1 protein-coding gene and 2 tRNA genes are annotated in these 655 nt (G+C 57.9%); all 3 read right to left on the bottom strand.

Annotated features, from left to right (window positions below; all coding sequences use genetic code 11):
* Positions 1-139: 139 nt before the first annotated feature.
* A tRNA-Asp gene (locus BTW07_RS18700) sits at positions 140-216 on the bottom strand.
* A 69-nt stretch (positions 217-285) separates the two neighbouring features.
* Positions 286-361 (bottom strand) — tRNA-Val (locus tag BTW07_RS18695).
* Between the two features lie 77 nt (positions 362-438).
* A partial coding sequence (locus BTW07_RS19895) for an alpha/beta family hydrolase (RefSeq protein WP_341864706.1) occupies positions 439-655 on the bottom strand: 217 nt, incomplete at its 5' end.

Here is a 655-nt window from a genome sequence, read left to right as displayed (position 1 = left end):
ACCGACTGAACTACCGGTCCACTCTGTGCATCAAGAATTCATGTCGAAACAAGGACCCCTGATACGAACTACGCAACTAGCGAACTGCCCCACCTGCAATGATATCGCATACCTTGACGGCGTGAGAAAACTGATGGAATGGCGGACCGGACGAGACTCGAACTCGCGACCTCCGGCGTGACAGGCCGGCATTCTAACCGACTGAACTACCGGTCCGCAGACTCCAACGCTTTTCCCGCTACTGCGACTTGCAACACGTGATACCCGAGCATCATGAAACCATGATGGTGGGTGGTACAGGGTTCGAACCTGTGACCCCCAGCTTGTAAGGCTGGTGCTCTCCCAGCTGAGCTAACCACCCGTGGTCACGTGGCGCTGCATTCTACCTGCGGCCGGTTGAAAGTCAACAGCTTTTCACGCCGCTTTTCTTCATCTGGATCATTCACTTGCGCCCAGCCGCCGCGCCACGTGGCCAACAGCTTCATCGATCAATGTGGACTGCGTCTGCAGATGGCGCTTAGGGGCCTGCCAGTCGTGGTCGCCGCCCTCCATGAAATGACACTCGACCTGCGCCGGAAAATCATAACCCTCGACCTCGTCGCGCCGCCCGAACGGGTCACGAGTTCCCTGGAACAGCAGCAGTGGGCAGGCAATC

Origin of the sequence: Salinicola socius (assembly GCF_001937195.1) — a bacterium.
GTDB lineage: Bacteria > Pseudomonadota > Gammaproteobacteria > Pseudomonadales > Halomonadaceae > Salinicola > Salinicola socius.
This window is presented reverse-complemented; position numbering and strand designations above follow the sequence as displayed.